The organism is Pseudoalteromonas sp. ASV78 (assembly GCF_047806705.1).
In the GTDB taxonomy this organism is placed as follows: domain Bacteria; phylum Pseudomonadota; class Gammaproteobacteria; order Enterobacterales; family Alteromonadaceae; genus Pseudoalteromonas; species Pseudoalteromonas prydzensis_A.
This window is the reverse complement of the sequence record NZ_JBLOPA010000002.1, coordinates 506,328-532,823: the sequence shown is the minus strand read 5'-3', so window position 1 is coordinate 532,823 and position 26,496 is coordinate 506,328. Positions and strand designations below refer to the sequence as shown.

At 40.4% G+C, this 26,496-nt stretch carries 28 protein-coding genes; 21 read left to right on the top strand and 7 right to left on the bottom strand.

Annotated features, from left to right (window positions below; all coding sequences use genetic code 11):
* Positions 1 to 11 precede the first annotated feature (11 nt).
* The 4 genes from ACMVDV_RS20455 to ACMVDV_RS20440 all read left to right on the top strand — a co-directional run bounded on the left by ACMVDV_RS20455 (position 12) and on the right by ACMVDV_RS20440 (position 6,152).
* Positions 12 to 1,214 (top strand): uracil-xanthine permease family protein, encoded by a 1,203-nt coding sequence (locus tag ACMVDV_RS20455; RefSeq protein ID WP_416159770.1) that lies wholly within the window; start codon positions 12 to 14, stop codon positions 1,212 to 1,214.
* Positions 1,215 to 1,361: 147 nt separating this feature from the next.
* On the top strand, positions 1,362 to 3,104 hold the full coding sequence (locus ACMVDV_RS20450) for an HAD-IIB family hydrolase (protein WP_416159447.1): 1,743 nt from the start codon (positions 1,362 to 1,364) through the stop codon (positions 3,102 to 3,104).
* On the top strand, positions 3,097 to 4,317 hold the full coding sequence (locus tag ACMVDV_RS20445; protein WP_416159446.1) for a glycosyl transferase: 1,221 nt from the start codon (positions 3,097 to 3,099) through the stop codon (positions 4,315 to 4,317). Before ACMVDV_RS20450 ends, ACMVDV_RS20445 begins: the two co-directional genes overlap by 8 nt.
* Before the next feature lie 62 nt (positions 4,318 to 4,379).
* Positions 4,380 to 6,152, top strand: coding sequence for a sugar phosphorylase (locus ACMVDV_RS20440; protein ID WP_416159445.1), 1,773 nt, complete (start codon positions 4,380 to 4,382; stop codon positions 6,150 to 6,152).
* Positions 6,153 to 6,212: 60 nt separating this feature from the next.
* Here the strand turns inward: ACMVDV_RS20440 and ACMVDV_RS20435 are convergent, their stop codons facing one another.
* Positions 6,213 to 7,304, bottom strand: a complete 1,092-nt coding sequence (locus ACMVDV_RS20435) for an ABC transporter substrate-binding protein (RefSeq protein ID WP_416159444.1) — start codon at positions 7,302 to 7,304, stop codon at positions 6,213 to 6,215.
* A gap of 133 nt (positions 7,305 to 7,437) precedes the next feature.
* Between ACMVDV_RS20435 and ACMVDV_RS20430 the strand changes: the two genes are divergently transcribed.
* Positions 7,438 to 7,827, top strand: a complete 390-nt coding sequence (locus tag ACMVDV_RS20430; RefSeq protein WP_416159443.1) for a cytochrome b562 — start codon at positions 7,438 to 7,440, stop codon at positions 7,825 to 7,827.
* 48 nt (positions 7,828 to 7,875) lie between these two features.
* Here ACMVDV_RS20430 and ykgO read toward each other — a convergent pair whose 3' ends face one another.
* A complete protein-coding gene (gene ykgO / locus ACMVDV_RS20425) occupies positions 7,876 to 8,019 on the bottom strand; it encodes a type B 50S ribosomal protein L36 (RefSeq protein ID WP_149980141.1) in 144 nt (47 codons plus the stop codon).
* Between the two features lie 2 nt (positions 8,020 to 8,021).
* Positions 8,022 to 8,273 (bottom strand): type B 50S ribosomal protein L31, encoded by a 252-nt coding sequence (locus ACMVDV_RS20420; RefSeq protein WP_304183838.1) that lies wholly within the window; start codon positions 8,271 to 8,273, stop codon positions 8,022 to 8,024.
* A gap of 223 nt (positions 8,274 to 8,496) precedes the next feature.
* Between ACMVDV_RS20420 and ACMVDV_RS20415 the strand changes: the two genes are divergently transcribed.
* Positions 8,497 to 8,781 (top strand): hypothetical protein, encoded by a 285-nt coding sequence (locus tag ACMVDV_RS20415; protein ID WP_304183837.1) that lies wholly within the window; start codon positions 8,497 to 8,499, stop codon positions 8,779 to 8,781.
* A gap of 194 nt (positions 8,782 to 8,975) precedes the next feature.
* On the opposite strand, the gene ACMVDV_RS20410 is transcribed toward ACMVDV_RS20415, so the two are convergent.
* Positions 8,976 to 9,971 carry an AraC family transcriptional regulator ligand-binding domain-containing protein gene (locus ACMVDV_RS20410; RefSeq protein ID WP_416159442.1) on the bottom strand — a complete coding sequence of 332 codons (996 nt, stop codon included), beginning with the start codon at positions 9,969 to 9,971 and terminating at the stop codon, positions 8,976 to 8,978.
* 105 nt (positions 9,972 to 10,076) lie between these two features.
* Here ACMVDV_RS20410 and ACMVDV_RS20405 point away from each other — a divergent pair, with 105 nt between their 5' ends.
* A complete protein-coding gene (locus tag ACMVDV_RS20405) occupies positions 10,077 to 10,487 on the top strand; it encodes an SRPBCC family protein (RefSeq protein ID WP_416159441.1) in 411 nt (136 codons plus the stop codon).
* A complete protein-coding gene (locus tag ACMVDV_RS20400; protein WP_416159440.1) occupies positions 10,477 to 11,310 on the top strand; it encodes a sterol desaturase family protein in 834 nt (277 codons plus the stop codon). The genes ACMVDV_RS20405 and ACMVDV_RS20400 overlap by 11 nt, the downstream gene beginning before the upstream one ends.
* Before the next feature lie 69 nt (positions 11,311 to 11,379).
* Here ACMVDV_RS20400 and ACMVDV_RS20395 read toward each other — a convergent pair whose 3' ends face one another.
* The 3 genes from ACMVDV_RS20395 to ACMVDV_RS20385 form a co-directional block, all read right to left on the bottom strand.
* On the bottom strand, positions 11,380 to 12,750 hold the full coding sequence (locus tag ACMVDV_RS20395) for a serine hydrolase domain-containing protein (protein ID WP_416159439.1): 1,371 nt from the start codon (positions 12,748 to 12,750) through the stop codon (positions 11,380 to 11,382).
* 735 nt (positions 12,751 to 13,485) lie between these two features.
* Positions 13,486 to 15,645: a TonB-dependent siderophore receptor gene (locus ACMVDV_RS20390; RefSeq protein ID WP_416159438.1), complete on the bottom strand. Its 2,160-nt coding sequence runs from the start codon at positions 15,643 to 15,645 to the stop codon at positions 13,486 to 13,488.
* Positions 15,646 to 16,179: 534 nt separating this feature from the next.
* The gene (locus tag ACMVDV_RS20385; protein WP_416159437.1) at positions 16,180 to 16,833 is read right to left on the bottom strand and encodes a DUF6058 family natural product biosynthesis protein; all 654 of its coding nucleotides are present in this window, start codon (positions 16,831 to 16,833) and stop codon (positions 16,180 to 16,182) included.
* A 169-nt stretch (positions 16,834 to 17,002) separates the two neighbouring features.
* On the opposite strand from ACMVDV_RS20385, the gene dapA reads away from it, so the two are divergent.
* The 13 genes from dapA to ACMVDV_RS20320 all read left to right on the top strand — a co-directional run bounded on the left by dapA (position 17,003) and on the right by ACMVDV_RS20320 (position 26,496).
* Positions 17,003 to 17,917, top strand: coding sequence for a 4-hydroxy-tetrahydrodipicolinate synthase (dapA, locus tag ACMVDV_RS20380; RefSeq protein WP_416159436.1), 915 nt, complete (start codon positions 17,003 to 17,005; stop codon positions 17,915 to 17,917).
* 107 nt (positions 17,918 to 18,024) lie between these two features.
* Complete coding sequence (locus ACMVDV_RS20375) at positions 18,025 to 18,732, top strand: beta-ketoacyl synthase chain length factor (RefSeq protein WP_304183828.1); 708 nt, start codon at positions 18,025 to 18,027, stop codon at positions 18,730 to 18,732.
* Complete coding sequence (locus ACMVDV_RS20370) at positions 18,722 to 19,522, top strand: lysophospholipid acyltransferase family protein (RefSeq protein ID WP_304183826.1); 801 nt, start codon at positions 18,722 to 18,724, stop codon at positions 19,520 to 19,522. Before ACMVDV_RS20375 ends, ACMVDV_RS20370 begins: the two co-directional genes overlap by 11 nt.
* Entirely contained in the window at positions 19,503 to 19,760 is a 258-nt protein-coding gene (locus ACMVDV_RS20365) for a phosphopantetheine-binding protein (RefSeq protein ID WP_304183825.1), read from the top strand. The genes ACMVDV_RS20370 and ACMVDV_RS20365 overlap by 20 nt, the downstream gene beginning before the upstream one ends.
* A 26-nt stretch (positions 19,761 to 19,786) precedes the next feature.
* Positions 19,787 to 20,032 (top strand): acyl carrier protein, encoded by a 246-nt coding sequence (locus ACMVDV_RS20360; protein ID WP_304183823.1) that lies wholly within the window; start codon positions 19,787 to 19,789, stop codon positions 20,030 to 20,032.
* A gap of 10 nt (positions 20,033 to 20,042) precedes the next feature.
* A complete protein-coding gene (locus ACMVDV_RS20355) occupies positions 20,043 to 20,606 on the top strand; it encodes a hypothetical protein (protein WP_416159435.1) in 564 nt (187 codons plus the stop codon).
* Positions 20,596 to 21,954 carry an AMP-binding protein gene (locus ACMVDV_RS20350; RefSeq protein ID WP_416159434.1) on the top strand — a complete coding sequence of 453 codons (1,359 nt, stop codon included), beginning with the start codon at positions 20,596 to 20,598 and terminating at the stop codon, positions 21,952 to 21,954. The genes ACMVDV_RS20355 and ACMVDV_RS20350 overlap by 11 nt, the downstream gene beginning before the upstream one ends.
* Positions 21,938 to 22,300 carry a thioester dehydrase gene (locus ACMVDV_RS20345; RefSeq protein WP_304183818.1) on the top strand — a complete coding sequence of 121 codons (363 nt, stop codon included), beginning with the start codon at positions 21,938 to 21,940 and terminating at the stop codon, positions 22,298 to 22,300. Before ACMVDV_RS20350 ends, ACMVDV_RS20345 begins: the two co-directional genes overlap by 17 nt.
* On the top strand, positions 22,297 to 23,034 hold the full coding sequence (locus tag ACMVDV_RS20340; RefSeq protein WP_304183816.1) for a glycosyltransferase family 2 protein: 738 nt from the start codon (positions 22,297 to 22,299) through the stop codon (positions 23,032 to 23,034). Before ACMVDV_RS20345 ends, ACMVDV_RS20340 begins: the two co-directional genes overlap by 4 nt.
* Positions 23,034 to 24,002: an acyltransferase gene (locus ACMVDV_RS20335; RefSeq protein WP_416159433.1), complete on the top strand. Its 969-nt coding sequence runs from the start codon at positions 23,034 to 23,036 to the stop codon at positions 24,000 to 24,002. The genes ACMVDV_RS20340 and ACMVDV_RS20335 overlap by 1 nt, the downstream gene beginning before the upstream one ends.
* A 1-nt stretch (position 24,003) precedes the next feature.
* Complete coding sequence (locus ACMVDV_RS20330; RefSeq protein WP_304183813.1) at positions 24,004 to 25,548, top strand: HAL/PAL/TAL family ammonia-lyase; 1,545 nt, start codon at positions 24,004 to 24,006, stop codon at positions 25,546 to 25,548.
* On the top strand, positions 25,541 to 25,966 hold the full coding sequence (locus ACMVDV_RS20325) for an acyl-CoA thioesterase (RefSeq protein ID WP_416159432.1): 426 nt from the start codon (positions 25,541 to 25,543) through the stop codon (positions 25,964 to 25,966). The genes ACMVDV_RS20330 and ACMVDV_RS20325 overlap by 8 nt, the downstream gene beginning before the upstream one ends.
* Positions 25,966 to 26,496 (top strand): LolA family protein, encoded by a 531-nt coding sequence (locus ACMVDV_RS20320; RefSeq protein WP_416159431.1) that lies wholly within the window; start codon positions 25,966 to 25,968, stop codon positions 26,494 to 26,496. Before ACMVDV_RS20325 ends, ACMVDV_RS20320 begins: the two co-directional genes overlap by 1 nt.

Here is a 26,496-nt window from a genome sequence, read left to right as displayed (position 1 = left end):
CAATCAAAACAATGCTAACTGGGGCGCAAATGCTGTTTGTGGCATTTGGCGCCTTGGTACTGGTGCCACTGCTCACTGGTTTAGATCCCAATGTCGCGTTATTTACCGCTGGTATTGGCACCTTGCTATTTCATGTTGTCACCAAAGGCCAAGTGCCGATCTTTTTAGCATCTTCATTTGCATTCATCGCGCCTATTATTGCCTGTGTACAAATGTGGGGTGTGCCTGCCACCATGGGCGGCTTAATGGCCGCCGGTGGTGCGTATATGTTGCTCAGTATTTTAGTTAAATTAAAAGGCGTTGCTGCCCTGCATAAAATTTTACCGCCGGTTGTAGTAGGCCCTGTGATCATGGTAATTGGTTTAGCGCTTGCGCCAGTTGCAGTGAATATGGCAATGGGTAAAAGTGGCGATGGTGCAATACAACTGATCCCGTATGAGCAAGCAATTTGGGTGGCGGCATTTTCGCTATTAATCACTTTAGTATTTGCAGTGTGGGGTAAGGGCGTATTTAAACTTATTCCTATCTTAGCAGGTGTTATAGCGGGTTATAGCTTGTCTTTAGTGATGGGCATCGTCCAATTTGATGCCGTAACGAATGCTCAGTGGTTGGCAATGCCTGCATTTACGTGGCCAGAATTTAAATGGCAGGCGGTACTGTTTATGGTGCCGGTTGCTATTGCACCTGCTATTGAACATATTGGCGATATGATGGCAATTAGCCAAGTAACCAATAAAGACTACCTTAAAAAGCCCGGTTTACACCGCACATTGTTTGGTGATGGTCTAGCCACTACGGCGGCATCAATTTTTGGCGGCCCGCCTAATACCACCTATTCAGAAGTGACTGGAGCGGTGATGTTAACTCGCAATTTTAATCCAAAAGTGATGATGTGGACGGCTATAATCGCCATCATTTTAGCATTTGTAGCTAAAATGGGCGCTGGGTTACAAACCATCCCTGTGCCTGTTATGGGTGGCATTATGATCTTACTGTTTGGCTCAATTGCAGTGGTTGGTTTAAATTCGCTGGTTAAATCGGGTGAAGACCTAACCGCGCCACGTAATTTAACCATTGTCGCGCTAATTTTGGTGTGTGGCATTGGCGGTATGCACATCGGCGGCAGTGAATTTAGCCTGCAAGGTGTTAGTTTATGTGCGATTTTGGGGATTGTGCTTAATTTAGTGTTACCAAAGGCTGAAAAGCCTGCGTAATAACTGCTCAAATCGTAATTACGTTGCACCATAATAGCGCATTTTAAATGCGCTATTTTTTTAACTCATTAAAAGTAAAGGTATTTAAATAGTGGTCTACTAACTGCATTTATCCTGTTAACAGTGTCATACTGATCAGGAGCGATTATGCAAGAGGCCAATATTGTGGATATTACCCCGTTTTTAGCGAAGCATCAGCTACCGCTTAAATATCAATATTTAAGCGAGCAGTATTTTGCTCCGTTAGCAGAAGATATTCTTCGTTTGAAACCAACTGGGCGAGCTATGCTGGTGGCCATAAATGGGTGTCAAGGCTCGGGAAAATCAACCTTAGCTGACTTTTTAGTTACCTGGTTTAATTGTAATACTAGATTAAACAGCATTGCGATATCGATTGATGATTTTTATCACAGCCGCGACCACCGCTTACAACTGGCACAAGATGTTCATCCTTTATTTGCAACGCGTGGTGTGCCAGGTACTCACGATACCACCTTAATGAAGCGCACTTTCAGCGAATTGTTACAAGGTAAAGTCGGCGTTTCGCTGCCTCAATTTGATAAGCAAACAGATGATCCGATTGAAAAATCATTATGGCCGGTCACCGAGCAAGCTATGGATATCATTATTTTTGAAGGTTGGTGTGTTGGTAGCGAAGCTCAGCAGCCGTATCAATTGCATCAGCCCGTTAATCAATTAGAGGAACATGAAGACTTAGAAGGGATTTGGCGACGTTGTGTGAACAGTTGTTTAGCTAATGAGTATCAAGATGTATTTGCCATGATTGATTACACTGTGATGCTACAAGCACCATCGTTTGCGGATGTCTATGGCTGGCGGTTAGAGCAAGAACAAAAGTTACTCAATAAAAAAGGAGCGGGCAAAGGCACCTTTGACGAGACACAATTAGTGCGCTTTATCTCCCACTTTGAACGTATTACCCGAGAAAATTTAAGCCAATTAGCAAAGCATGCTGATGCATTACTGACGTTAGATAAATCACGTGATATTGCGTCGATGAAGTTACGCGCCGATGATACCTCGATGCCACTTATTTTTACCGATTTAGACGGTACATTACTGGATCATAATGATTACCACTGTGATGAAATTAAACCTTTTTTAACTGAATTAACTGCCGCAGGTATCACTGTGGTGTTTAATACCAGTAAAACTTTTGCAGAGGTAAACGCATTACAAAAATCATTAGGGCATAAGCAACCTTTTATTATCGAAAACGGCGCCGCAGTTTACATTCCTAAATTCTATTTTGATCTCAAACCAATAGGCTGTGACGAACTTGATGAGCATTGGCGTTATGCATTATCACCTAGCAGCAAACAATTACAGCACGAGCTACAAACGCACGCTCACGAGTTTAGTGGTTATTATCGTTTGTTTAGTCAGTTATCTGCGCAAGAAGTGAGTCAAATCACCGGCTTGAGTGTTGAACAAAGTGAACTTGCGCGTATTCGTGAATATTCTGATCCATTGTTCTGGCAAGGGACAGAGCAGCAATTAGTGGACTTTTTAGCCGTAATCAAGCCACTTGATTATGAGGTATTAATAGGTGGGCGTTTTATCCACCTTAATCGTGGAACTAATAAAGGCATAGCTCAAAATTGGTTACTTAATCAATTTAAACAGCATTATCGCTATTCGTTTACCACCATTGCATTGGGAGATAGTCAAAACGATATGGCGATGCTTGATGAAGCCGACATTGCAATTTTAATCAATAACCCAGCAAGTAAAGCAAAAGCCAAGTTAGCGCAAAAACCTTGGTTACTCAGTGAACATCCGGCACCGCAAGGGTGGATCGACGAAGTATCAGATTTAAGTGTTATCAAAGCGCAACTAGCGTCTAAACAGGAGCAATCACATGGCTGATTTTTACCAAAATGGCATCATAACCACGTTACATAATATTGCCGATCGACCGCTTGCTGATCTAGAAGCCGAACTGGTTAGCTTTTCAAAACAGCGGCCAATGGGGCTGATCTTACCTTCGCTTTATAGCGAACTGGAAGGACCTGCACTGCAAAATATCGTGCAAGAATTAAAGCATGTGCCTTATTTATCGCAAATTACTATTGGTTTAGATAGAGCCGATGAAAGCCAGTATCGCCATGCGTTACAATTTTTTGCTGAACTTGGCCAACATCATCGCGTTTTATGGAATGAAGGGCCACGCTTACAAGCGCTTGATAAAGAATTACAAACGCTCGGTGTTGCGCCGCGAGAGCTCGGCAAAGGGCGTAATGTTTGGTATTGCATGGGGTATAAATTAGCAACCGCGAAAGTTGAATCTATTGCGTTGCATGATTGTGATATTTTAACTTACGATCGTAGTTTATTAGCGCGGTTAATTTATCCTGTTGCCCACCCACGTTTTAACTATGAATTTTGCAAAGGATTTTACCCACGTACAGCGGACGGTAAAATTAATGGCCGCGTTTCACGCTTATTAGTCACGCCGCTATTACGGTCATTTAAAACCATTTTAGGCAGCACAGATTACTTAGAATATATGGACTCGTTTAGATATCCCCTAGCGGGTGAGTTTTCGTTTCGCCGTGATGTATTAAACGATATTCGCATTCCCAGTGATTGGGGCTTAGAAATTGGTGTGCTGTCTGAAATGTATCGCAACTACTCACATAACCGACTCTGCCAAGTTGATATAGCGGATAACTATGATCATAAACACCAAGCACTGTCACTGGATAATCAAGCGGCTGGCTTATCAAAAATGTCGATTGATATCACTAAAGCGCTGTTTCGTAAGCTAGCAACTCAGGGAGTTACGTTTACTACGGAAACCATTCGCTCACTCAAAGCAACCTATTATCGTATTGCGCTGGATTTTATCGAAACCTACCATAACGATGCCATGATGAATGGCTTAAAACTTGATATTCACCAAGAAGAAAAAGCAGTCGAAATGTTTGCGCAAAACATCATGAATGCTGGCCAGCACTTTTTACAGCACCCAATGGAAGCGCCGTTTGTGCCAAGTTGGAATCGCGTAGCATCAGCAATGCCAGATGTGTTTGCGCGCTTGGAAGAAGCAGTAGAGCTTGATAATAAAGAGTTTTCATAACGGTACTAGAGCAGAAAATACGGATAAATAATAAAAACTTTTATAAACAACGAGGTAGGGTAATGAGTAAGGCGTTATTTGAACAGCGGGTTGAACAACACCTAACCAGTATATATGAGGGTGTTGACTTATGTATGAGTATTGATGCGCTCGCAAGCATGTTGATCACCACCATGTTAAGGGATGACCCAGTCCGCGACCCAACGCCTCATAAAAATCGTTGGGATCAGCAAGATGTTATTTTGATTGCCTATGGCGATTCTATAATGCGTTATCGCGATGCTGATCAGGCGGTTGCTGTGCCAAGTGAACCACCGTTACATACTCTGCATCGGTTTATGAAAAATCAATGCGCAGGAACGATTAACGCGTTGCATATTTTGCCATTTTACCCTTATAGCTCTGATGAGGGCTTTTCGGTAATGAACTACGTGCAAGTGAATGAATCTCTTGGTAGTTGGGATGATATTCAAGGCATTGCTCAAGATGTAAAGCTTATGGCTGACTTAGTTATTAACCATTGCTCTAGTCGCAGCCGCTGGTTTGAAAACTTCATGCAAGGGAAAGAACCTGGCTTAAGTTACTTTAAAACTGCTAATTTGCATGATGACCTATCTCAGGTCGTTAGGCCTAGAACATCACCGTTACTCAATACAGTGCAAACGGCACTTGGGGAGCGCCATGTGTGGTGTACATTTAGTCCTGATCAAGTTGATTTAGACTTTGCCAATCCTCTGGTACTTAATGAGTTTGTAGGTATTATTCGTCATTACCTTGATAATGGCGTAAAGATATTTCGCCTTGATGCTGTGGCCTTTTTGTGGAAAGAACTTAATACTTCTTGTATTAATTTACCGCAAACCCATGAAGTGATCAGATTGCTGCGAACGCTAATAGAGCATTTAGAGCCAAGTGCAATCATAATCACTGAAACTAACATTCCAAATCGTGAAAATTTATCTTACTTTGGCAATGCCAATGAAGCCCATTGTATTTATAATTTTTCATTACCTCCTTTGCTATTGCATACCTTGCTCAGTGGTGACAGTAAAGCGCTCAAACATTGGATGATGAGTATGCCGCCAGCGCAAAATGGTACTGCCTACTTTAATTTTATTGCTTCTCACGATGGAATTGGTCTGCGTCCTGCTGAGGGCCTGCTTGACGAGGATGAACTAGGGAAAATGGTTAATACGGTTAGTCGTTTTGGTGCAAAAGTGTCAATGCGCACCGCGAATAATGGCACCAGTTCACCATATGAACTTAATATTGCGCTATTCGATGCTTTACAAGGTACACACAAAGGCGTGGATAAGTGGGGATTACAGCGTTTTGCTTGTGCTCACGCTATTATGTTTGCCCTCGAAGGCATTCCTGGGCTTTATATTCATAGTTTACTAGGCACAACTAATGATTATGAACGCTTTGAAAACAGCCAGCATAACCGCTGTATTAACCGTCATCGTTGGCAAGAGTCAGCATTGCTAGAAAAGCTTGCAGATCTATCAAGTCATCACTATCACGTATTTACTCAAATTAATCATTTACTGGCTATTCGTAAACAGCAAGATGCCTTTCACCCTAATGCGACGCAATTTACCTTACATTTAACTGGGGCTTTATTTGGTTTTTGGCGTCAAAGCATAGACCGTAGGCAAAGTATTTTTTGTGTTTATAATATTAGCGATGAGCCGCAGACTCTGTTGTTAGCTGACTTGAACTTAATTGATACTGAGCAGTGGTTTGAACTTATCTCTGCACAGACAATAGATCTAGGGCAACAAAGTTTTGAACTTGCACCTTATCAGCCGCTATGGTTATCGAATCGACAATAGTTGGCTACTTTAGTGAAAACGGCGGTGTTACTGTAAGGACTGTAAATCCCCTTTACAGTGTTATTTGTTAAGTGCTTTGACGAGGTTGGCTATTGTAAATTGTTGCGGATCAGTGGCTGTTTTACTGAATTGAGAAAAATCAATATCAGCTAAATCAGTTTCATTGATGTGCTTTGCAAGTGGTTCGATTTCAGCTGTAAGGTTATTAAAAATGGCTAACTTAGTATGGTTTAAGTAGATGTGAGCGTTATGATGATCAACGATATTAATAAGTGCATAAGCACCTAATAGCACATGGCCACCCAGTGTTATATCTAACGCTTCGATACCTTGTGGTACAGAGTCCCAATTCATGCCACCAACAACTACCTTATGGGCTCTATTGTGCGCTTGTAATGCTCTTTTTACACCAAACCCGATAGCATCATTTGCGCACCATATAATATTGATTTCAGGAGCAAACTCCATAAACGCTAAGGTTTTTATATAGCTTTCCTGTTCAGACCAATTGGCAACCTCTTTTCCTATAAAGTTTACATCTTCATCATGTTGTGTAATAAATTCATCTAAGCCTGATACACGTTCTAGCGATGCGGGAGTAGTATAGTCACCGATAAGAGCAAGCATATTAGCTGGTTGAGTCGATGTTGTTGTGTGTTCTATAAGCAACTGTTGTGCAAGAGTTTTCCCAGCAGCATAATTATCCGGTATGACACTGCCAATAATATTAACGCCATCACGTTGTAACGATATAAATTTTCCGATAGCAGGGCGGCTATATAAAAAATAAATAGGGATATTTTTGGTATTTAATTTTGATAAGTACTTACTGACAACACTTTTTTCATCTACCACAACTAAATAGTCAGGCTGGTCTTTAATTGCCTGGCTAATAAGTTCTTTCATTAAGATATGATTACGATTTGCGTATTTAATATGCAAGTTTATATCTAAGTCATCCGCTGCATTACGCATAATTTTAGACACTTTGAACCAAAAGTTACCTGTGGTGTTTATTTCAGCAGATGAATCGGCAAAACCTGGATTTACAAAGATAATATTTAATGCCGCGACGCTGTGAGGGCTGACAATTAAACAGGCTAATAAAAATAGCCAATGGTTTTTCAATCGTTGCATTAAATCTAAACTCAAAACACGTTACATCAACAAAGCGATATTCTAACACAAAATTAGTTTTCACCACACTCAATGCAAGGTTATATTCACAGCTGCTGCGGTGTATAATGGTTTTTCATCTTGTTGAGCTGTAACTGTTAGGATTATTATGAAAGTATTTTTGTGCCTTGTGGCACTGTTGTTTGCCCCAAGTATATTTGCTAGCGATGATTTTGATCTTGAAGCTCATATGAAAAATATGGGACTTGCCTATAAACACAGTGTTGAAGCAACCCAACTGCCGGAATTCAATACTGCGATCGATGAGTTTATTACGCTGGTTAAGCGAAGTAAGAGTGCGACTTTTCACAAACAAGCCGAGCAGTCACTGCAAGGTTTAGATAAAGTGATTGCGAAAGCGGAATTAGCTAAAAAATTAGCCAATGAAACAGGTTTAGATGCAGCAAAAGGACCTTTAAAAGCCATTGATGGCTTACGTAAGCAATATCATAAATTACATGAGCCACCAGGGTTTTGGGAATTATTATTTGGTAAGTAAAATACGCTGTGCGCCTTACTATAGGCGCACCTTGTTGCATGAGTGGTTTTATTTTCTCCCTTTCTTTTTCATTCCTTGTACGGCTTTAAAACGTGGATTGTCTTTGCAGATCACGAACACGCGACCTTTACGCTTCACGATTTGACAACCAGGACGGTTTTTCGCACTTTTCAATGAACTCAATACTTTCATGATTATTTGCTCCCTAAGTTTTTAAAGCGGCGATTAAACGCTGCAACTCGACCATCTGTTGATGCCGATTTTTGCTTACCGGTATAAAACGGGTGCGAATCACTTGACACATCGATAGGGACGTAAGGGTAAATTTTACCATTAAGCTCAATGGTGCGTTCCGTTTTAATTGTTGAACCAATAATAAAGTAACTATCGGCAGCCGTGTCATGAAAGGCAACGGTTTGGTAATCAGGGTGAATATTAGGTTTCATAAAAAGCCTTTTACTAAAAAGTTTATGTTATGTGATAGTATAGCGCTAATTTATAGTAAATAGGAATCCTTTGCAAATACTATTTTAAGCAGGCAAAAAAGTAGCGAAATGATGCTAATTTGGCCAACTTAACTAAAAAATAAGCAGTCAGATCAAAAAAACTAGCTATTGATAATTAGCCTGTTATAAATAATATGTAACCGCGTTAAGGAAGCAAATAATAATGAATGAACCCACTCAAGAACACCCGACTGAGCAACGCCAAGAAATTGATCAAGGCGTTATGGAGACATTACGTAGTCGTGATCATAGTGTACTGGCACAACAAATTGACCCATTAAGCTGCACCCATAATGATATTGTTGAATTGCTTGCACAGTATTTGGCATTAAGTGATCAAGAAGATGATGAAATTTTTGATGCCTGGTTTGATGGCCTTAATAAAGCACAACATACTGTACTAAAGGTATTTGAAGTGTACCGTGGCCAGTTTGAGCATCAAGAGTAACTGTTGCATACTGGGTAAATTGGCGCTGAGTTAATTTTTATCAGGCAATTTGCATTTCTTGCTATTATTGCCGATCCAAATGGTGCACTTTTAGCTGTTATTGAACAGCAGGGTGAGTAATGAAACTCATTGAAATCGCGTTGTCGGTGGCCACTGGTTATTTGTTTGAAATTTAAATTTAGTCTGGTTTAAATTTAATTGTCGGCATCATTAAGTTTAAATTTTTTAGGCGCACACCCATACCAGCGTTTGAAAGCTCGATTAAAAGAGCTTTGTTCATTAAAGCCAAGTATAGCTGCAATTGCCCCCAAACTGTGACCTTCAACCAATAACTCATAACGTCGTTTTCGTTCTTGATCGCGCAGCTGTGCAAACGTACAGTTTTCATTTTTTAACCTTCGCTGCAATGTCCTCGGGGTTAAATTTAATGCATTGGCAATGCGTTGTTGGTCAACCCCTTGTAAGTCTTGTTTGCTCATTAAAATACTTAATACACGTTGTGATACCAATTGCACGGCTTGAATATCGACTAATTGCTCTTGCGATAGTTGCACTAAGGCGTGGTGCATTAGTGGGTTATCACTGGAAAATTTAAACTGCAAATAATCATGTGGGAAATCAATCTTATTGACAGTCATGCCGCCTTTAACGTCACAACCAAACCATTCACTTAATTGCTGTAACTGTTGCTGAGTAAACGAGTGCTCTAAGTGTAAACAGCTCGGGGCAAGATGTGGATCTAATAGATGTCGTACCACAGCGACCCAAGCTGTCATATTGCGAAGAACCACCTGCTCTGAACACTGTTGATTGGGTGTCCAACATATTGTTGCAACCTCAGTATTGTGGCTAAATTTGGCTGTGCCAATATCCGCAACTAGGGTGTCGTAGTGTAATAAAGAATCAATGGCAGCAGCTAAATCACGGCTAGATTCAATTAAATAGCCTAATACACCATAATCCGCTGTGCGTATATCTTGACCTAAATGAAAACCAAATAGTGGATCATCACAATACTGCTTGCCCAGTTCTAATATGGCTTGATAATGCATTAATGAAACACGATCACCATGAACGCTGCTAGCAAACTGTGAGAAGCCTATTTGCTGTAAACAAGTTTGCTTGCAAAAACCCAACTGCGTTAAATAGTGGAGCACACTAGCAAAATAAATAGCTGAAGTTGTATTCATGGGTGTCGCCTAAAGACAAAAACTTGTCGCTTTACCACAAGTCTGCCAGCAATATTCCCGTTATGCTAGTGCTATTAATTGGTTAAAGGTGTGAGTTAGGTTTTCATGGCAATTTGCATATCACAAACACAAACATTGCAATGTTCTGCCGAATTAGTCGTAGCCACATTACTTGATCATGAGCACTTAGATCGCTTTTTTAATGCATCATTTGCAACTCTTCCTGCGCACACCGGTATCTGGCGTCGGCAGGTCAAAATGCTGGGTTATCAATTTATTGAACATGTAAAACACACCGAACAATACAGCATCGAGTATTATATTGCTGGGCAATCTCCGGTTAAAAATCACCATGCGAAAATTCACCTAACGCCATTAAAAGCAGGGTGTCAGTTAGTTTATGTGATTAACTGTGATGCTAAATTTTGGCAGCCGACTTGGCTATTAAAGGCGTTAATAACACAGGATTTGCAGCGCGCATTAATAAAGCTTAAGGCGTATTGCGATGCCTGTTGAAGTTATTTTACTGGCATTTAGTCCTGTATTTTTCGCTTTTATTATTTATGAATTTGTTAAATTTCGTCATTATTATTTGCTTAAAGACTCATTGGCGAATATCGCGCTCGCCTTGATGCATCAGCTCAGTGACGCACTCGCCTTAGTGTTTTTATTGCCTTTGTTTTATTGGTTACACCAGTATTCACTGTTCAATATTGAATTGAATGCACTGAATGTGCTCATCGCTTTTGTGTTACAAGATTTTTTATACTATTGGTTTCACCGTACATCCCATCATATTCATTGGTTTTGGGCGGCCCACGTTGTTCACCATAGCTCAAAAAAAATGAACTTCACCACCGCATTTAGACAAAGCATTTTCTATCCCGTTGTTGGCATGTGGCTATTTTGGCTGCCTATGATCATTATTGGTTTTGAACCAACATTTTTGCTCATGATAGTTGCGATTAACTTAGCCTTTCAGTTTTTTGTACATACTCAGATAGTTGGTAAGTTAGGATGGCTTGAGCATATTTTTAATACGCCTTCACATCATCGCGTGCATCACGCCATCAACAAAGGCTATATAGATAAGAACTTTGCCGGGGTATTAATCGTGTGGGATAAACTCTTTGGCACCTTCGCAGCAGAGCGCGACAAAGAACAAAACCAGTACGGCATCATAGGCCATTGCGATAGCGTAAACCCTTGGACGATAAGCGTGATGCAATGGCGGATAATGCTAAAACAATTACAAGCAGCAACAAATTTTAGCGAAAAGAGCAGGGTATTATTCGGTTACCCGAGCCATCGAATAAAACCCAGTGAAAATGACGAATAAACGAATAGTTCTATATTTTTGATAGGCTGAAAAGTGCCATGAGTAGCCGTTGATAACCTGAGCCTATTTTCATAATTGTAATTTAACAAGTGCTTCTTGTTCACCTTGATATAAATACACTGGGACGATTTCATGTTTCCCATTGTTTTCTCTAAGCTGAAAGTAATTTTCAGTACACTCATAAGAGTACGAGTTGTTTTCCCGAGGGATGATTTTTAGTTTATCTTCACCTTCATATTGAGAATAAAGTGTTCCTTTTTCAAATGAAATTTTTAAAATTTTTGAATCGGAAGATCGATAACTTCCAACTAAAGATGCTGCTATAGCCTTTGCTTTTTGACTATTTACTGGCCTAGGGGATAAATTTAATTGTAGTGCTATCATGTCTAATAAAGCGGGACCAGGGTGTTTTGTGTCGATGTTGGTTAACGCTGTAGCGGTTAAATCTTCATTTGGGAAATAGATATGCCAAGCAAAAAAACCGGGAACCTGACCTTGGTGGCTAAAGCTATCTAATCCATTTATTTGGTATATATCTAAGCCATATCCATAATTTACATGCGCATTATTATCTAATAATGCATTGGAAGTCATTAGTTTATAGCTTTCTTTTGAAATTACATGCCCTGACTTTAATGCATTTTGCCAAAGGTGCATATCACTAAGTGTCGAAGCAATAGCGCCCGCAGAATAGATCCAACTACGATCAACATTCCATCGCCTTTCAGTTGACTCTTGCGGATTAAGATACTTTTTAGGTTCATTACGACTAGTCGTGTAGCCGTTTACTTTCCCGGCTGATGTTCCTCTAGTAATAACAAAAGTATTATCCATTTTCAGAGGGTTAAAAAATGTGTTGAACATGAACTGGTCATATGGAGTACCAGAAGCAATTTCAATGACTTTTCCCAATAAGACGTAACCCAAATTTGAATAACTATATTCTTTACCAGGCTCTGAGTTAAGAGGTTGTTTACTTATACTTTGTATAACTTGATCAATAGAAGCATATTTATCATAAACTTTACTAACTGAAGGGTCTCCTAAGTAATCTGGTAGACCAGAAGTATGGCTTAAAATTCTATCGATCGTTAAATACTTATATTCAGGGTTAATATCAGGAATAAATTTCGCTAATGTATCTTGTAACGATAGTTTTTTTTCTTCCGATAGTTTCAAGATAGCTACAGCAGTAAATGTTTTCGTGACAGAGCCTATTTGAAATATATCATCTACATTGAGAGGTTTCTCAGTGCCAATATTTGCCAAACCAACTGCACCACTATAAATATGTTTACCTGACTGTTCTAACCTAACAACCATGCCAGGGGCTTCTGAAGAGTTATGGCACTGCATTAATTCAGCAAAGTTGTGTTGTTGTGCAACAGCTTTTATTCCATACATTCCTACACAAAGACAAAAAAATATATTTTTTTTCATAAATTATGTTCCCTTAATCATCTAAAAAACCTGCAAATAAAAAACACGAATAGATTACAGGTGTAATCATTACTATTGCATGTATAATAGCTGTTTGCAATTTAATAAATAAAAATAATATTATTCAATGGTTTACTTGAATTTTAATGACTGTACATTTGATCAAAATGGCCAAGAGAATGTAACAGCTTTATCAGAGGTCACTTTTTCTATCTTCACGTGGTGGTGTTCTTATTTTAGTATTTTCTATTAATAGTAAAAGGGTAAGTTATTGCTAATTATAAGTATTATTAGAAGTGGAGGTTGTTTTTTATATAAAAACTTCCTTTATCGTATAACTTAGGTGGTACGAGGTAAATTAACTAGCCACTCAATGTCTGTTTTCGCTCGCTGCCGACTATCAGCAGAGTGCCATTTTCGGTCATTGAAAAAGAAAGTGGCAAAAGGCAAGACGTGATATTGCGCGATTTCATGATTTCTTCTTGTAGAGTCAATGAGCCTCGTGTTTCCAGTTACACTTGGCTTGGTTGAAAATTTATAATCTTGCAGGTCGACTACTCCTAACCTTCAAGCAACCTATTACTGTTGTTTATCAATTGAATACTAATTAGTTAAAAGGTAGACAGAAATCGGTTCTAATAACGATAAGAACCGATTGTGATGATTAGTAAGAGTCGGCTAGTTATGGAATTGATTGATAGTTAGCCCGCAAACTTTACCTTTTAGCATGACTACTTAATATTGCCATTTAACTGTGAAACTAATGTTTTGAGGTTCGCCATAATTCGCGTAATCAATATTAGCCCAGTAAGTTTCGTCAGTTGCATTTGTTATGCTGAGTGTAGAATTCCATGATTTATTAAAACGCCAGCTGGCATAAAGGTTAATTAGCATATAGGCATCTTGCTGGTAATTAACTCCTTCAGCTTCCTGAGGGTGGCTAACACCATAACCGATAGTTTCACTTTGCCAATTAACGCCACCACCGATATTTAAATTATTTAGCGAACCAGTAAACTGATAATGCGTTGATAATTGTACTGAGTGCTCAGGCAAATTGGTCCAAATACGATCGTTCTCATTACGTGTGGTATCGACGTAAGTGTAGCCAGCATTTATCACCCAGCCATCACTAAGGTGGCCACTTAAGCTCATTTCTATCCCTTTACTTTCAGTTCCATCGATACCTTTATACGCTGAACTTCCATCTGGTAGAGAATAATCAGGTTGGGTTAAATCCCTGACAGCATAATTATTTTGCTTAGTATTAAATACTGCGACTGTTGCCAATAGTTGACCGTCAAAAAGATCACTTTTGATGCCTGCTTCAAGATTGCTGCCAAGCACTGGTGATAGCAAATTGTTATTTTTGTCTTTGTAATTCTGCGGCGTAAAAATATCTGTATAGCTGGTGTACAGGCTAACTGCTGGTGTTAGTTCATAAACAACACCAAGGTAAGGAGTCACTTCATTAGTAACTTTATAGTCGCCGGTTGTAGCTGTATAACTAGCGTTAGTGTCATAATTATCAGTGCCAGTTTCCCAATTACTGATACGGGCTCCCCCGATCAATGATAAGCTATCAGTTACCCGAAAACGTGTTGCTGCGTAAAAACCAAATTGATCTGTTTGACTGATACGATAAGCACCTGTTGGAGAATAACTCGGGATCGGTGCTTCACCATCGTAATTCCAAGCATCCGTTACTGGGTAAGACCAATTAGATAGTGAGGTATAGCTCAGACTTGTTGATTCTACACGGCTGATGTTAGTGCCGAACATTACATCATGCTCACGACCAAAAATATCGTAACTACCTGTTAAGTAAAGATCTAAGCTGTCACGAGTGTCTTCACTTGAACCTGCAGCAGCTCTGAGTATGACGCCTTCGCCAGTAACACGATCAGGAAAACCAGAAGCATAGACGCGTAAATTATCAACGTAACCCTCAGTGCGATTAAGTGCGCCGCGCAGTGTCCAGTAGTCGTTAAAATGATGTTTAAGGTCTGCAAATAAGGTCGATGACTCACGTTGCCACCTAGTCCATTTTGGAGCGTAACTGGTTGTTACCGGTAATTTTGCCTCTGTGCCATCAGCTGCAAAGATAGGGATGGTTCCCCATGTGGTTCCTACTGGGTTGTTATCTTGGTTTTGATAGCCAACGGATACAGTGGTATTGCGGGTTATGTCTGCTTCTATGATACCCATCATAGCCGTTTTATCTTCTTGGTAACGGTCTAGGTAATTATCTGAGTCTTGGTAAGCGACAACAAACCGGCTTCGAACACTTCCATCTTTGCTAAGTGGTACAGAAACATCTGCCACACCACGGCGTCGATCCCACGAACCAATACTAGCTGATAATGAGGCATCAAACTCTCGCTCGGGTCTTTTACGGATCATATTGACGGTAGCGGATGGGGAGCCAACACCACTTAACAGGCCATTAGCCCCGCGAACAACTTCGACTTGTTGATATAAAGATGTATCGTACTCTTGATTGGTTGAGCCACTGAAAGTGGGTATTCCGTCCACCTGAAAATCAGTAATTTGAAAACCGCGTGCAAAATAGAGCGGACGTTGGCTATCATAGAGGGTAACATTGACTCCTGTTACACTAAGCATAACATCGTTAATATCAGTAATACCACTTAAGTCCATCATTTCACGTGAGATACTACTAACAGATTGTGGTAATTCTTTAACAGTCAAAGGAATACGTGTTGGGTTTTGACTGCTTAATTGTGCTACTTTTACCTCTATCACTTCGATATCTTCGTTCGCAAACACTTGAGTCGTCAATGTTTGGCCTGTTAACACCATGGTAATTGCTAATGATAATGGCCTAAGGTTGTAATGGGTTTTCACTAAGTCTTTTTTAAGCTTGGTGCTCATGTTGAATGACATATACATCTATTTATTTAATTCCGTTTTAAGTAATTATTGAATTGCTAATGGTAATTGTTTTTATTTGCAACACTATACTTGAGTCTGATATTTTGAGTCAAGTAAGGGAGGGAGTAATTCAACTTGAGGCAAGGTTCAGCACTTTTAATAGGGATTTATGTTTATAGATCTTAGTGTGTGGCAGTGGCTACTTGACTGGTATTATTTAAATAACCGCTTTAGAAAAGCGAGTCTACAACGCTGCGGTTAATGATATTATGTAAACAATGTTGTAGATAGATCACAAAATAACGTCATTGTGCTATGACATCATTGGTTTGAGGGATGAGCCGGTATAGTTGTAATTTAATAAGCAAACAGAATAGACACGATTTGTTTCGTATGCGTGTTATTAATTTGCTCTTCCTCAAAACACGTATTCAGAGCGCTTGGTTACACTGTTATTAACCATCCCATTGCGGTTAGGTTGACCGAAGGTGTGATGCCTAGCGCCTAGTACCTAAAACCTCGCACCTGTTATTTTCATTTAACCGACAAATCATATTTTAGCACTAATGCATCAATATAGCGGCTGCGCAGGGTTTGCTGCTTTTCATGCTCTGCGCCGTGGCTTAATGCACGGTTTAATAGCTTCATAGCGGGGTGCAGTTTAGTGCGCTCCTGCTGAGTGAGTCCGGGTTTAGTGCGCAGCTCGGTGATGTCGTCAACGACTAGGCGACCAATATCCACTGCGACTATCTCGTCAATTAGGCCGTTTTGCGTTAATGAGCCATATTTGCTGCATAAAAATTGTTGCCACACTTGTTGTAGGTGTTCTTCAATTTCACAGCCAAATAACTCGTCACTAAATTCAAAGCCTTGCTGAGCAAGTTTACTCAGTGCCGTCATGTATTGCTGGGCAAAATAATCAAAGGCATGACTCGATGAGCTGATTTTTTGTTTGGCCAGCCCTTGCCCCCAGTTTACACAGCCTCGAGGGTAGTAGTCGTCGTATTCTTCACATTCATACAGTCCCGAAAATGAGCTGCAACTTAATTGATTTTTAATGCAATAGCTGGGTTTAGGAAATAATCCACTGTCTTGCCAATGCATTAATGTATCTTCATCAATTGCTAGAGCCTGACACAACTCTTCGCTATGGTAAAAGTGGGTTGCTAAAAATCGTGATAAACGCATAAAAGTGCACTCAAAGTTAAAAATAAAAATACTGTTTATTTATACAGTTGTTTATTTTGGACTAAGCCTTGCAACAACACAAGTAATTTAATTAATTAACCACGCAACACTCGGAAAATGGCTACTTTTATGTTACAACTACGGCAAGTTTTTTTAAGAATAATTTTTTATGCGCAGCCTAGAACAAATTAAACAAGCAAGCCTTATCACCGCGATTAAAACCCCGTATTTAACCAGTGGTGAAATTGACTTAGCTACCTATGATTTTTTAGTTGAACAACAAATTGCCGCGGGTGTTGACGGTATAGTAGTTGGTGGCACCACAGGTGAAGGCCAGTTAATGAACTGGGAAGAGCATTTAATGCTGATTGCGCACAGCGTTAATAAGTATTCAGGTAAGCTGATCATTGTCGGTAATACTGGTAGCAATAACACCCGTGAAGCAATCAAAGCCACTGAATACGGTTTTGCCAGCGGTATGGACGCAGCACTGCAAATTAACCCGTATTACGGGCGTACTTCAATAGCCGGTGTGAAAGAGCACTTTAAACGGGTACTGGCAATTGGTCCCGCATTTATCTACAACGTAGCAGGACGCACAGGTCAAGATTTAACCCCTGATATTATTGAGCCGTTGGCACAACATAAAAACTTTATTGGCGTAAAAGAGTGCGGTGGGAATGAGCGTATTAACCACTACGAACAACAAGGTATTGCCTGTTGGTCAGGGAATGATGATGAAGCCCATGATGCTCGCCACACGTATAAAGCGCATGGCGTGATCTCAGTAACGTCTAATTTAATTCCGGGCTTGTTCCGTGAATTAATGGATCAACCTAACGCACAATTGAATGAGTCATTGCAACCGCTGATGCAATGGTTATTCTGTGAGCCAAACCCTATTGCAATCAACACCGCCTTGATGATGACAGGTGCTGTAAAACCAGTGTTTCGTTTGCCATATGTGCCATTGAATGCGCAGCAGCAAGCGCAGGGAATTGCCTTGATCAATCAACGAAAAGAAAATGAAATTATTGGCCAGCATGCAACTAAACTTGTTGAACAAGAGGTGATTTTACTCTAAATATGAATGGGTGCTTAATTTATCTGCGGTTAAGCACCAAAATTTTGCATTTTGTATAGTAATAGGTAAAATGGCACGCCTTTTAGAGTAATAAGACCATTTAGCCTGTGGAATTTGTTGTTGATAATTTTAGTGTATGGATTGCGCCTGAGCAGCAAATTAGTGGACTCGAATCTCTTCCTCACCAAGACTTAGATTTAAATTGGGTTGCACCGATGCAGCGCAGACGCTTAAGCCAATTTATGAAAATGGCTTTGCACTGTATGCATAAAGTTGAAGGTGCACAAACGCTTGCAATTAACTTCTCATCTCGCCATGGTGATCTCCCTAAAACGTCGGGTTTACTTGATGCGATCTGTACTGACGATGCATTGTCACCGACCGCATTTGGTCTAAGTGTTCACAACGCTGCGGTGGGCATATTCTCCATTTTGAATAACAATACAGCGGCGATGAATGCGATTGCGTGTGGCAATGACAGTATCATTAGTGCATTGATTGATAGTTACGCGCGTTTACATACGCAATTGTGTGAGCAGATCATGATTTGCCATGCAGATAGAGCCTTACCGACTGAATATCAGTGTTTTGCGGATGAATTGCAGGTTGATCACTGCATTGCCCTATCGCTTAGGTTAGCAAAACAAGGTGAGTGCTATTTTTCGCTTGAGCCTATTGATTTTGGGTCTACAACAGATGCAAACCAGCTGCTGCCAATCAGTATCCAATTTGCCATTGCGCTATTAAACAAAGCCCCAAAAACGATCTTATTTAATAATCAACGTGCATGGATGCTAACGTTCCATGCTGGCTAATTGTGTTAATAAAGTAAATTATGTTTGGCGGATTTTTGCCACTGGGTTGTGCTTTAGTTTATTTGGTTTTGGTGGTGTGGTTTTAACACTGCTGGTTTTACCACTGCAAAGGTTATTTGAGTCATCTGAAACAAAGCGAAAATATCAAGCAAGATTAACTGTACACTATTGTTTTAAAGCGTTTGTCGCTATGATGCACACCCTTGGGGTGATCCATTTTAGTATTGAAGACAAAACACGTTTTGCTGATTTAAAAGGCCAGCTGGTTTTAGCAAACCATCCATCATTGATTGATGTGGTTGTGTTGATCTCGGTTATTAAGGATGCAGATTGCGTTGTTAAGGCGCATTTATTTAAAAACCTATTTATGCGTGGCGTCATAAAAAGCACTGGTTACATCAGTAATCAAGACCCACAAGAGTTATTAGTTGAGTGCCAAGCATCGTTAGCCGCGGGTAATAATTTAATTATATTCCCTGAGGGGACGCGTTCGCAGCCAAATACAGGGCTAAAATTTAAGCGCGGTGCGGCTAATATAGTACTCAGATGCCAAGCGTCAGTTTCTTGTGTACTTATAAAAATGCAACCAAGCACACTCACCAAAGGAACTCCTTGGTATAAGGTTACAGCTACGCGGGCACACTTTATGATGAAATTTACATCAGTTGAATTTAAAAATAATAATAATTTAAATGACGAACCACCGTCAATGCAAGCACGGTATTTGACTCGTCAACTACAAGACTATTTTTCAGAGGAACTAAGACGTTATGAGCGAATTAAAAAATAAAATAAAGCTATTAATTATTAGCAGTTTAGATTTAGAAGATATGACAATCGAAGACATCGAAAATGATCAAGCTTTGTTTGTTGATGGTTTAGGTTTAGACAGTATCGATGCACTTGAACTGGGACTGGCTATAAAAAAAGAGTTTAACGTCAAAATTGATGCGAACTCAGAACAAACAAAAGCACACTTTGCATCAGTAGATGCGTTGGCTGAGTTTATCGAAAATTACAGATCTTAATACGCACAATAGAAGTAGGAATGAGCATGAAAACGGCAGCAGATATTTACGATGTGTTACATAACATTTTAGTTGAGGAGTTTGAGATTGATGCCGATGATATCAATCTTGATGCGCATCTTTATCAAGACTTAGACTTGGATAGCATAGATGCCGTGGACTTAGTGGTGAAACTTCGTGAAATCACCGGCAAAAAAATTGATCCAGACGCATTTAAGCAAGTTAGAACTGTGCGAGATGTTGTTGCTGAAGTTGAAAAGTTAGTTAGCTAGGCGATCTAATATGCTAAAAGCAATGAGTATTACGCTGGCGCTAGTCTGTTTAACCTTATATCCATTCATTGTGTATTTTGGTTTGCAGTATACGTCTGTGAAATATGTCAGCATGGTATTGATTGCTTTAGTTATTATTCGTTTATTAGGAAGTCGTCAATTGCTAAAACACATGCCTTGGCTAATACCAGCAAGTGTGTTAGCGGTGATAGCGTTGATTATCTCAACGTGGCAAAGCACTGAGATTGGCTTGCGTTTGTATCCTGTAATTATTAACACTGTGATGGCTATTACGTTTGCTTTTTCATTGCGTTTTGGGCCACCCGTAATTGAAAGCTTTGCGCGTATTCGTGAACCAGAATTAGACGCCACAGGTATTCGTTATACTCGCCAAGTTACTAAATTGTGGTGTGTTTTTTTTATTGTTAATGCCAGTGCGGCGCTGTACACCAGTTTATATACATCGTTATCGGTATGGACTCTGTATAATGGTTTGATTGCCTATATCATAATTGGGATGATTATGGCAATTGAGTGGTTAGTTAGACAAAAGGTAAGAAACAATGCCAGTTAGGCCTATACAATTTGATGACAAGGCTGCATTTTTTGTCGATCAGCGGCTGATCACGCAAAGCGAGTTTGTAGCTGATGTTGCACATTTCCAAAGCCAATTACATCAGTTAAAGCCAGCTAGTCAGGTTGTGTTATTTCATCCAGACACCTATCAGTTTGCTGTGCGCTTATTTGCACTGGCAACCCGTGGTCATACCGTTATTTTACCACCTAATGGTCAACCCGAAACCTTGCAAATTTTTTTACAACAAAGTGCTATTTTTTGTGGTGATGACAGTAATTTACTCTTTACTGATGGGCTGTTGAATGTTGAGACGCAACCACAAATTGTAAATCCATCTAATATTGCACTCACGTGGCCTAGCGAAGCGATGGTGGTGTTTTATACCTCGGGCTCGTCCGGCCAATCAAAACCGATTGTTAAATCATGGCATGTCCTCAATCGCGAGCTGATGGTATTGAGTTCAAGTTTTCCGTTGTTAGGCCGGCTTACTTTTATCTCAACGGTGTCGCATCAGCATATCTATGGCTTACTGTTTCGTTTGTTATGGCCTTTAGCAAATGGTCACATTATTGATAGCACCCAGCTGCAATACCCAGAGCATATAGCGCAAAAACTGCAATTGTGTCCTCAAGCCGTTTTAGTTTCAAGTCCTGCGCAATTAGCTAGGTTATGTAATGATAACGTTTTAATTACGCAAAAAGCCTCGCTGCAATGGCTCTTTTCATCGGGTGGGCCGCTAAATAACGAGCATGCGCAAACACTTTATCAGCAGCTTAAGCGACCAATTACGCAGGTGTATGGCAGTACTGAAACCGGTGGGATTGCCTATCGGCAAGTGTTAGATGCTTCAATAAATACGCCTTGGCAGCCATTTTCAGGTAATCAATTGTCTGTGAATGAGCGTGGCCTATTACGGTTAGACTCGTATATCTTACAACAAAAAAACGTGCCGTTAGATGACAGTGCAACGCTGCTCAGTAATGGTCAATTTCATTTGCTAGGTCGTTTAGACCGCACCATCAAAATTGAAGAAAAACGGCTTAATCTCGATGAATTAGAAGCCTTGCTAATTAAACATGAATGGATACAAGAAGCTAAATTACTGGTTGTGCCGGCTAAACGCGTGCAGATTGGTGCGCTGGTAGTACTTAGCGCAGCAGGTCACCAGCATTTAGATTCTCAGGGTAAATTGGCGACCAATCGGCTGTTGATTAATTTTTTATCGAGTCGATTTGAACGCGTCTGTTTGCCTAGAAAATGGCGGTATATTCAAGCGCTTCCTTATAATAGCCAAGCTAAGTTACATATAAAAACCATGGAGCAGTACTTTGCAAAGCCTGAATAACACTCAGCCAGATGTCACTGTGTTATCGCACTCAGCAGATAAAGTCAGTTTGGCATTATATATTAGTGAAGATATTGATTATTTTCGTGGTCACTTTCCAGACGCCCCCATTCTTGCGGGTGTTGTACAGTTAGATTGGGCTGTAAAATTTGCGCAGCAGTATTTGGCATTTCCAGCAATCGTACAAGATGTAGAAGTACTTAAATTTCAAGTTGTCACCACGGTGAATATGACTGTTAACCTGACGCTTGAGCGTAATAAAAACGGTAAATGTATTTTTAGTTATCACTCTGATAAAGGCCAACACGCCAGTGGTAGGCTGGTATTTGCATCGCAACCATTATGAATCGTTACTGTATTGTTATTCCTAATTATAATCATACCCATGCGATTGCTGGGGTATTAAGTGAACTGAGCGAATTATCATTACCTATTATTATGATTGATGATGGCAGTGCTGCTGATGCTAAACAGGTATTTGCTAGCCTTGCGCAAGGTTACCCGTTTTTGACCTTACTTACCCACAGTGAAAACCAAGGCAAAGGGGGCGCTGTTCAGACTGGTTTACGTTACGCATTTGCAAATGGCTTTAGCCATGCAATACAAGTTGATGCAGATGGCCAGCATAGCTTAAACGATATTAGTAAATTGATTGCCGCCAGCGAGAAAGCGCCAGAAAATGTAGTGAGTGGTTGCCCAATTTATGACAGTTCAGTGCCAAAGCATCGTTATTTAAGCCGTTATATCACTCATTTTTGGGTATGGGTTGAAACCCTGAGTTTTGATATTGTTGATTCTATGTGTGGTTTTAGGGTTTATCCGCTGCAACAAACTGCGCAATTAATGAATAAACGTGCGCTAGGCACGCGGATGGACTTTGATATCGAAATTTTAGTGCGTTTATATTGGCAAGGTGCACGCGTTACATTTATTCCTACTCAAGTGATCTACCCCGAAGATGGCGTTTCTCATTTTCGCGCTCTGCACGATAATGTTGGCATTTCTTGGTTACACACACGGTTATTTTTTGGCATGTTAGTGCGTATTCCTAAATTACTTTTGCGTAAGGTTGCGCGCTAATGGCAGTAAAACATTGGTCAAGAATGCAAGAGCGGGGTAATCAGCTTGGCATGCAAATTTTGCTGTTAAGCTATCGGGTACTCGGACGCAAAGGTTTATGGATAGTGTTGTTTCCTGTTTTGCTGTATTTATTTCTCACAGGGAAAACGGCGCGTACCGCCTCGCTGCAATTTTTAACCCAAGTTAATCGCTGTAATGGTGTAAACAAACACGCGTCTTGGCGTGATAGTTTCCGCCATTTTCGTTCATTTGCGAATAGCGCATTTGATAAAATTGATGCATGGCTTGGACGAATCAAGCAGTCCGATATTGTGTATACAAATGAAGCGCTGTATAAACAATTAGATGAACAGCGCCAAGGCGCGGTGTTTATAGGTTCTCACCTGGGTAATCTCGAAGTGTGTCGTGCGCTTAGTCAACATCGCAGTAGTAAACGCATTAATGTGTTGGTTTTTACTCATCATGCGGTGGAATTTAATAAAATTCTTAAGCGTATTAATCCTGCTGTGAGCGTTAATTTAATCCAAGTGACAGATCTTGGTCCTGACATTGCTATATTGCTCAAAGAAAAAGTAGAGCAAGGTGAAATTGTGGTGATCGTTGGTGATAGAACTAGCAGCACGAGCGCAGGCCGAGTGATTGAATGTGACTTTTTAGGTAAACCCGCGGCTTTTTCACAAGGGCCGTTTATTTTAGCCGCATTGCTTGATTGCCCTGTTTTCTTTTTGTTTTGTTTAAAAGATCGTAGCGCACAAAAAGGCTTATTTTATCGTGTTGTATTTGAAAAATACGCAGATAAACTCGCTTTACCACGCAAAACACGTCAGCATGCATTACAACTTGTTATTTCGGATTATGCAGCACGTCTAGCTCATTATACGGCTTTGTATCCATATCAATGGTTTAATTTTTATGATTTTTGGCAAAATGATCACACTGTGATCCGTGACCAAAAGAAGGGGAAGTAAGGTGTCGGATCTCGCTACTACAGTATTTGGAAATCAGCGTTTAACAATTGAAGATATTGTGTATATTGCACTCGAGCAAGGTGCTGTTGCGCTCTCTGGTGATGAACAACTAGCGCGTAAAATTAACAGTGCAGTGGCCTTTTTAGATCAATTATTAAAAGAAGACGGTGTGATCTATGGCGTAACGACCGGCTATGGTGATTCGGTTACAGTAAAAGTACCACTGGCGCTTGTAGACGAATTACCGCTGCATTTAACACGCTTCCACGGTTGTGGGTTAGGCGATGTGTTTAATGTGGCTCAAGGGCGCGCAATATTAGCAACCCGTTTGGCATCTTTATCGCAAGGGTATTCTGGTGTTAGTTGGGATATGCTAAATCTGCTCACTGCGTATTTAAATCATAATATTGTCCCGGTTATTCCGCAAGAAGGCTCAGTGGGAGCCAGTGGCGATTTAACGCCATTGTCATACGTTGCAGGGGCGATGATAGGTGAGCGCGATGTGTTTTATAAAGGCGAAATTCGCAATAGCTTAAGTGTTATGCAAGAGCTGGGTTTAACACCGTTAACGCTTAGACCTAAAGAGGGCCTAGCAGTGATGAATGGCACGGCTGTAATGACCGCTCTTGCCTGTTTAGCGTTTGACCGCAGTGCCTATTTAGCTAAATTAACCAGTCGTATCACTGCTTTTGCAAGTTTAGCCTTAAAGGGCAATAGTCATCACTTTGACGATATTTTATTTTCGGTTAAGCCACACCCAGGTCAACAACAAATAGCGAGTTGGATCCGTAGCGATTTAAATCATGTAGAGCACCCGCGTAATGCCGACCGCCTGCAAGATCGTTATTCAATTCGCTGCGCGCCTCATGTCATCGGTGTGGTGCAGGATAGCTTACCGTGGTTTAGGCAAATGATTGAAAATGAGCTTAATTCAGCCAACGATAACCCGATCATTGATGGCGAAGGTGAACACGTTTTACATGGTGGACATTTTTATGGTGGCCATATTGCCATGGTGATGGACAGTATGAAAACGGCAGTAGCAAATTTGGCCGATTTAGCGGATCGGCAAATTGCCTCATTAGTGGATACGCGTTACAACAATGGTTTGCCATCAAACTTGTCTGCCAGCACCAGTGAAAGACGTTATATCAATCATGGTTTTAAAGCCGTACAAATTGGCGCTAGCGCTTACACCGCAGAAGCACTTAAATTAACCATGCCAGCGAGTGTGTTTTCACGTTCTACTGAATGTCATAATCAAGATAAAGTGAGCATGGGAACCATTGCAGCCCGTGATTGTTTACGTATTTTACAATTAACTGAGCAAGTGGTTGCCAGTACATTACTTGCGAGCGTACAAGCATTGCGGTTGCGAATTGCTCAAAATGAACTTGATTATTCAAGCTTAACAGCAGACGTACAAACAATGTATAACGATATTTGTGAGTATTTTGAAGTGCTTGATGAAGATCGCCCATTAGAAGGTGTGTTAAGGTTTACGGTTGATGCAATTCAGAGGAAACGCTGGAGTTTATATGAATAGTAAAGGCGCATTGCTCAGCACTCATGTTGAAATTGAAATTCCTTTTCATGACTGCGATCCAATGAATGTGGTGTGGCACGGCAACTATGCCCGCTACCTTGAAGTTGCACGTTGTGAACTATTGCGTTTATTTGATTATGACTATATGCAAATGAAAGAATCGGGTTATGCGTGGCCAATTGTTGATATGCGGATAAAATATGTTAGCCCTGCAATGTTCTTGCAAAAAATACGTGTTGATGCTTATTTAAAAGAATATGAAACACGTTTGCGTATTGATTATGTGATCACCGATTGCCAAACGGCTAAAAAGCTGACGAAAGCGACGACTGTGCAGGTGGCCGTTGATGTGCAAACAGATGAACTGCAATATGTTTCTCCAGCGGTGATAACTGAAAAACTGCATAAGGTCATGTAATGATACGATTATTTTTATTCTGCGTAGGCTGTTTGTTAACAACGATTATTTCAGCATCTGAACAGCCGCCCAATAAAGTTGGGGAGTTTAGCCAAGAAAAATATTTTGCAGGCTTTACAAAACCCTTTATTTCCAGTGGCGTGTTTACACTTGATCAAGAGCAACTGAAATGGCAGGTGACAAAACCAATAAACAATACCTTGTTGATTAAAAATGGCCAGGTCTATGTCGAAAATGCTCAAGGTGAAGCGGTACTGCAAACGGGAGCTGCCCCTTTTGTGAATTTACTACAGGCGATAATCAGCCATGACTTAGACGCTTTAGGGCAGCAATTTACACTCTCTGATGACACACAAGCAGGGTGCTCGTTGTTGCTGCCAAAAGATCAGTTATTGAGCCAGTTGTTCGTCAGTTTTCAGCTGTGTGCGGAGCAGGGTAAAGTGCAACAGGTACGTTTAAACGAACATAATGCCAACTACACGATTATACATTTTAACTATTTAGCGCCTGCAGCTGCGGAAATAAATTAA

Bases quoted from the DNA above. Each gene is read 5' to 3' on its own strand.
- ACMVDV_RS20335 (WP_416159433.1), top strand. From the start codon at position 23,034: ATGGCAGTAAAACATTGGTCAAGAATGCAAGAGCGGGGTAATCAGCTT.
- ACMVDV_RS20340 (WP_304183816.1), top strand. From the start codon at position 22,297: ATGAATCGTTACTGTATTGTTATTCCTAATTATAATCATACCCATGCG.
- ACMVDV_RS20455 (WP_416159770.1), top strand. From the start codon at position 12: ATGCTAACTGGGGCGCAAATGCTGTTTGTGGCATTTGGCGCCTTGGTA.
- ACMVDV_RS20360 (WP_304183823.1), top strand. From the start codon at position 19,787: ATGAAAACGGCAGCAGATATTTACGATGTGTTACATAACATTTTAGTT.
- ACMVDV_RS20325 (WP_416159432.1), top strand. From the start codon at position 25,541: ATGAATAGTAAAGGCGCATTGCTCAGCACTCATGTTGAAATTGAAATT.
- ACMVDV_RS20370 (WP_304183826.1), top strand. From the start codon at position 18,722: ATGCTGGCTAATTGTGTTAATAAAGTAAATTATGTTTGGCGGATTTTT.
- ACMVDV_RS20450 (WP_416159447.1), top strand. From the start codon at position 1,362: ATGCAAGAGGCCAATATTGTGGATATTACCCCGTTTTTAGCGAAGCAT.
- ACMVDV_RS20445 (WP_416159446.1), top strand. From the start codon at position 3,097: ATGGCTGATTTTTACCAAAATGGCATCATAACCACGTTACATAATATT.
- ACMVDV_RS20415 (WP_304183837.1), top strand. From the start codon at position 8,497: ATGAATGAACCCACTCAAGAACACCCGACTGAGCAACGCCAAGAAATT.
- ACMVDV_RS20385 (WP_416159437.1), bottom strand. From the start codon at position 16,833: ATGCGTTTATCACGATTTTTAGCAACCCACTTTTACCATAGCGAAGAG.
- ACMVDV_RS20440 (WP_416159445.1), top strand. From the start codon at position 4,380: ATGAGTAAGGCGTTATTTGAACAGCGGGTTGAACAACACCTAACCAGT.
- dapA (WP_416159436.1), top strand. From the start codon at position 17,003: ATGCGCAGCCTAGAACAAATTAAACAAGCAAGCCTTATCACCGCGATT.
- ACMVDV_RS20390 (WP_416159438.1), bottom strand. From the start codon at position 15,645: ATGAGCACCAAGCTTAAAAAAGACTTAGTGAAAACCCATTACAACCTT.
- ACMVDV_RS20395 (WP_416159439.1), bottom strand. From the start codon at position 12,750: ATGAAAAAAAATATATTTTTTTGTCTTTGTGTAGGAATGTATGGAATA.
- ACMVDV_RS20350 (WP_416159434.1), top strand. From the start codon at position 20,596: ATGCCAGTTAGGCCTATACAATTTGATGACAAGGCTGCATTTTTTGTC.
- ACMVDV_RS20420 (WP_304183838.1), bottom strand. From the start codon at position 8,273: ATGAAACCTAATATTCACCCTGATTACCAAACCGTTGCCTTTCATGAC.
- ACMVDV_RS20365 (WP_304183825.1), top strand. From the start codon at position 19,503: ATGAGCGAATTAAAAAATAAAATAAAGCTATTAATTATTAGCAGTTTA.
- ACMVDV_RS20410 (WP_416159442.1), bottom strand. From the start codon at position 9,971: ATGAATACAACTTCAGCTATTTATTTTGCTAGTGTGCTCCACTATTTA.
- ACMVDV_RS20355 (WP_416159435.1), top strand. From the start codon at position 20,043: ATGCTAAAAGCAATGAGTATTACGCTGGCGCTAGTCTGTTTAACCTTA.
- ACMVDV_RS20430 (WP_416159443.1), top strand. From the start codon at position 7,438: ATGAAAGTATTTTTGTGCCTTGTGGCACTGTTGTTTGCCCCAAGTATA.
- ACMVDV_RS20320 (WP_416159431.1), top strand. From the start codon at position 25,966: ATGATACGATTATTTTTATTCTGCGTAGGCTGTTTGTTAACAACGATT.
- ykgO (WP_149980141.1), bottom strand. From the start codon at position 8,019: ATGAAAGTATTGAGTTCATTGAAAAGTGCGAAAAACCGTCCTGGTTGT.
- ACMVDV_RS20405 (WP_416159441.1), top strand. From the start codon at position 10,077: ATGGCAATTTGCATATCACAAACACAAACATTGCAATGTTCTGCCGAA.
- ACMVDV_RS20400 (WP_416159440.1), top strand. From the start codon at position 10,477: ATGCCTGTTGAAGTTATTTTACTGGCATTTAGTCCTGTATTTTTCGCT.